We start from the raw sequence: 812 nt of genomic DNA, 5'->3' as shown, positions 1-812 counted from the left end.
GGGGCCCCAGCGCGACGTGCTCGAGTACTACGTCACGGCCGCGAGGTGCGCGGAGTCGGACCGCCGGCAGCTCGAGAAGAAGGTGCTCGCCCTCGCCCGGACCGACCGGTGGCGCCCGGCCGTCGAGGCGCTCTCCTGCATCAAGGGAATCGACACCCTGACGGCCTTCAGGCTCGCAGCCGAGGCGGGCTCCTTCACGAGGTTCCGGACGGCCCCGGCCTTCGCGAGCTGGTGCGGGCTGGTCCCGTCGGAGCGCTCGAGCGGCGAGACCGAGCGGCGCGGCGGGATAACCAAGACGGGCAACCGGCTCGCCAGGACGGCGCTGGTGGAGTCGGCGTGGCACTACCTGACGTGCACGCCCCGCCCGAAGGCCCCGGCGCCCGGCGCGGACGTCCCCGCGGCGATCCGGGCGCGCGCCGACGACTGCACCGCCAGGCTCTGCCGTCGCCGCGAGGCGCTGGCGGCGGCGGGCAAGAGCCCGTGCAAGGCAAACGCCGCCGTCGCGCGCGAGCTCGCCTGCTGGGTCTGGGAGATCGGGCGCCGGGCGGAGGGGACCCTCGGCTGACCCCGTCGGACAACAAGCCTCCCGCCGGGAGGGCCCGCGCCTCGACGCATCGCCGGCGCGCGTTCACGACCCTTTTTTGGGCAGCCCAAGGCAAGGGCCGCGCCCGTGAACAAGACTGGTTTCGGACGAGCGCGCCGGACGGAGAATCGAAATGCGGTGGGGTGCGCGGACATACCGGGCTGACCGCCGGCAGCGCGCCCGCAAGAGCCCGCGGATATTAGCTTGCCAGGCAAGCGTCGACTAAACG

1 protein-coding gene is annotated in these 812 nt (G+C 73.6%); it reads left to right on the top strand.

The features are described from left to right. On the top strand, positions 1-565 hold a 565-nt coding region (locus tag ACTQWD_RS08715; protein WP_441559753.1), incomplete at its 5' end, for a transposase. Between the last annotated feature and the right edge of the window lie 247 nt (positions 566-812).

This window comes from Collinsella sp. LCP19S3_B6 (assembly GCF_052121815.1).
Taxonomy (GTDB): Bacteria; Actinomycetota; Coriobacteriia; order Coriobacteriales; family Coriobacteriaceae; genus Collinsella.
The sequence above is the reverse complement of the archived record's forward strand: the minus strand, read 5'-3'. Positions and strand labels throughout refer to the sequence as shown.